The following is a 3,215-nucleotide window of genomic DNA, read 5'->3' as shown; positions in this document are numbered from 1 at the left end:
TGATCAGCGGGAACAGCAGGCCCTGCAGGCCGAACGCGGCCTGGAGACCCCGCTCGCGCCGCACCCGCCCGCCGCGCCCCCAGCGGCTCGACCAGCTCGATCCCGCGCAGCCTGCGCTCCTCCATCGAGATCGAGCGGGTGGTGAGCAGCCCGCGGCGCACCCGCAGGGTGCCGCCCGGCTCGCGGTCGAGCCGGTGGTTCCACCACAGCTCGGCATAGACGGCCAGCGCCGCCACCGTCCCGACGACCGCCACCGCCGCGATCCCCAGCACGACCAGCCACACCACGCCGACCAGCACCGCGAGCCCGCCGAACCACTCGACGAGCGCGCTCTCCTGCCCGATCCACTGCGCCCCTTGGAACATCACCCCGATCGCCGCCAGGCCGAGGGCGGGCGTGAGGTAGGAGATCGGCCCGTAGCGCAGCCAGCCGGTGCGGAAGGTCGCGAGCGTGCCGTCCCGGTCGGTCCCGGTGCCGCGGGTCAGCAGCTCGGCCCGCAGCCGTTCCCCGGTCGCCGCGCGGACCGGCCACAGGGTGAGCCCCTCGCCGCCCTGCTCCCCGGTGCCGATCCGCACCTGGGCCAGCCCCAGGACCCGGGAGAGCGGGTCCGCACTCAGGTCGACGACCCGGATCCGCTCGCGCGGGAGGGTGCGGTGGTGCAGCGCCAGGATCCCGTTCCGCAGCTCCACGCGGTCCGCCCCGACCCGGAACCGGGTCCGCCGGTACCGGACGTACTCGACCGCCGCCCCGGCCACCATCAGCAGCGCGATCGCGGGCAGCACCCAGGCGAGGGCGGTCCCGTAGCCCGCCGACCCGCTGCCGATGCCCACCGCCGTCGGGACCCCCGCGGCCACGCCGACACCGCCGAGCGCCACGGCGGTCACGACCATGCCCCGCGGGTCCAGCCGCGCCCAGCTCACGTCGCGTCCCCGGGGGTCGCCTCGGCCACGTCGGCCAGCCGGTGGGCCAGGTCCGCCGCCAGCTCGTGGTCCAGACCCTCGATCCGCACCGGACCCTTCGCCGACGCCGTCGTGACGACGAGCGTGGCCAGGCCGTAGCGCCGGGCCAGCGGGCCGCGGGTGGTGTCCACGGTCTGCAGGCGAGACATCGGCGCGATCCGCGACTCCTCGGCGAACCACCCCCCGCGGTGGTACACCGCCGTCTCGGTGACCTCCCAGCGGTGCAGCCGGAACCACCAGCGGGGCACCAGGATCGCCGCAGGCACGCCGAGCACGGCGAGCAGCACCGCAGGCAGCAGCAGTCCGAACCGGGCGGGCGGGATCAGCAGCCCCAGCACCAGCAGCACCACCACCGGGATCGCCACGACCAGCAGGTTCGTGGTCCGCCAGTACCCGACCACCCGGCCGTCGAGCTCGTGTCGTGGCGGCCGCAGCCGCACCTGTCCGTCCATCGCTCCCCCTGATACGCTCGTATCTGATACGATCGTATCAGAGGAGGGGCATGGCGGGGACCGAGGACGCGGTGCTGCGCATCGTCGCGCGGGAGGGGCTCGACGCCGTCTCGTTCCGCACGGTCGCCGCCGAGGCGGGCCTGCCGCTCGCCCGCGTCCAGCGGGAGTTCGGCACGAAGGACGAGCTGCTGCGCCGTACCCTGCTCCGGACCGTCGCGGCCGCCGAGGCGCGGATCGACGTCCGCGTGCGCGCCATGGGTGCGCAGGTCACCGTGCGCGCGATCTTCGACGCGATGGCGGACGAGGTGCTCCCCGGCTCCCCCGAGATCCTCGCGGAGGCGCGGGTGTGGCTGGCGTTCGTGGCGCGGGCGGCCACCTCGCCCGCGCTCGCCGAGCCGCTGCGGGAGTACTACGCCGAGCAGGCCAGGGCGGGCCGCGAGGGGCTGGCGATGGCGCACCTGACCGGCGCCGTCGGGGCGGACCTCGATCCCGTGGCGGACACCCTCACGATCGTCGCCCTGATCGACGGGCTCGTCACGCAGGTCCTGCTCGGCGTGCTGGACCACGACCGGGCCGCGGACCTGCTGCGCAGGCACCTGGACCGGCTGATGCCTACCGACGGGCCGCGAGCCAGTCCCGCAGGTCCATGACCGGGCGCCCGCCGCCCGGCTCGTTGTAGATCTCGTGCCACAGCCCGTCGTAGATCTCGACCGTCAGGTCCGACGACGCGATCGTGCGGGCCAGCGCGCGGGTCACCTCGACCGTGGTGATGCGGTCCGCCGAGCCGTGCTGCAGCAGGACCGGCAGGGTCAGCTCGCGGGCCCGCGCGGCGAGGTCGTCCATCGCCCCGAACATGGCCGCGCCGAGCCGCAGCGTGGGGTAGCCGGTGTAGTTCAGCGGATCGAGGCGGAAACCCTCGACCACCTTCGGATCGCTGCTGATGTCCGCGATGTCGATCCCGGCCAGCCGCAGGGTCGGGGCCACCTTCGCGACGGCCGTCATCACCGGCACGAGAGCCGCGGGGACGGCCTGCTTGGACAGCGCGGTGGCGGACAGCACGAGGCCGGTCAGGGCGCCCTGGTGGGCGAGGGCGTACGCCAACGCGATGTGCCCGCCCATGCTGTGCCCCAGAAGGAACAACGGGAGGCCGGGGTGTCGGGCGGCCACGTGCAGGCGCAGCAGGTCCAGGTCCGGGACCCAGTTGCCGTGGCCGCCGTCGACCCGCCTGCCGCCGGACAGGCCGTGGCCCGCGTGGTCGAGCGCGTAGACGGCCCAGCCGTCCGCGGTGAGGGCCTCGGCGAGGTGCGCGTACCGGCCGGAGTGCTCGCCGAGCCCGTGGCTCACGAGGACGACGCCGGTCGGCTGCGCGGGGAGCCAGGCGCGCCAGAAGAGCTCGGCCAGGACGCCGGGGAGGCGTCCCTCCGCGAGCTCCATCAGCCGAGGCGGGGGCCTGTGGGGACCCCGCCGGGCAGCACGAGGTCCTGCCGGTCGTCGGTCTCCTCGGCCAGCCGGACGGAGACGACCCGAGGCTCGTGCCCGCCGGCCTGCACGGCGACGGTGTACTCGCCCGCGGCGAGCTCGGCGAACCGGTAGCCCCCGTCCGCGGCGGTGGTGGCGGAGCCGACGAGCTCGCCGTCCTGCAGCAGGTCGAGGGCGGCCTCGGCGACGGGCTCGCCCGCGGCGTCTCGCACCGTGCCCGCGACCGTGGAGGAGCGGACCAGCTGCACCTCGACGGTGGCGCCCCCCTCCTCCGCGCGCACCGCGACGACACCGGGCTGGTGACCGCGTGCCGAGGCGACGAGCA

The 3,215-nt window shown here is 75.4% G+C and carries 5 protein-coding genes; 1 reads left to right on the top strand and 4 read right to left on the bottom strand.

Annotated elements, in window-relative coordinates; all coding sequences use genetic code 11:
• Together H5J29_RS26755 and H5J29_RS26750 are read right to left on the bottom strand one after the other, a co-directional pair.
• The coding region (locus tag H5J29_RS26755; RefSeq protein WP_181783774.1) for a PH domain-containing protein at positions 1-920 on the bottom strand (920 nt) is incomplete at its 3' end.
• Positions 917-1,411: a PH domain-containing protein gene (locus H5J29_RS26750; RefSeq protein WP_181783773.1), complete on the bottom strand. Its 495-nt coding sequence runs from the start codon at positions 1,409-1,411 to the stop codon at positions 917-919. The genes H5J29_RS26750 and H5J29_RS26755, both read right to left, overlap by 4 nt.
• A gap of 50 nt (positions 1,412-1,461) precedes the next feature.
• Between H5J29_RS26750 and H5J29_RS26745 the strand changes: the two genes are divergently transcribed.
• Positions 1,462-2,061 (top strand): TetR/AcrR family transcriptional regulator, encoded by a 600-nt coding sequence (locus H5J29_RS26745; RefSeq protein ID WP_181783772.1) that lies wholly within the window; start codon positions 1,462-1,464, stop codon positions 2,059-2,061.
• On the opposite strand, the gene H5J29_RS26740 is transcribed toward H5J29_RS26745, so the two are convergent.
• Entirely contained in the window at positions 2,024-2,845 is an 822-nt protein-coding gene (locus H5J29_RS26740; RefSeq protein WP_181783771.1) for an alpha/beta hydrolase, read from the bottom strand. The two genes, H5J29_RS26745 and H5J29_RS26740, sit on opposite strands and share 38 nt — an antisense overlap.
• Positions 2,845-3,215 (bottom strand): carboxypeptidase-like regulatory domain-containing protein (locus tag H5J29_RS26735; RefSeq protein WP_220187976.1); only part of this gene is annotated, 371 nt, incomplete at its 5' end. The genes H5J29_RS26735 and H5J29_RS26740, both read right to left, overlap by 1 nt.

This window comes from Pseudonocardia pini, assembly GCF_013870575.1.
In the GTDB taxonomy this organism is placed as follows: domain Bacteria; phylum Actinomycetota; class Actinomycetes; order Mycobacteriales; family Pseudonocardiaceae; genus Pseudonocardia; species Pseudonocardia pini.
This window is presented reverse-complemented; position numbering and strand designations above follow the sequence as displayed.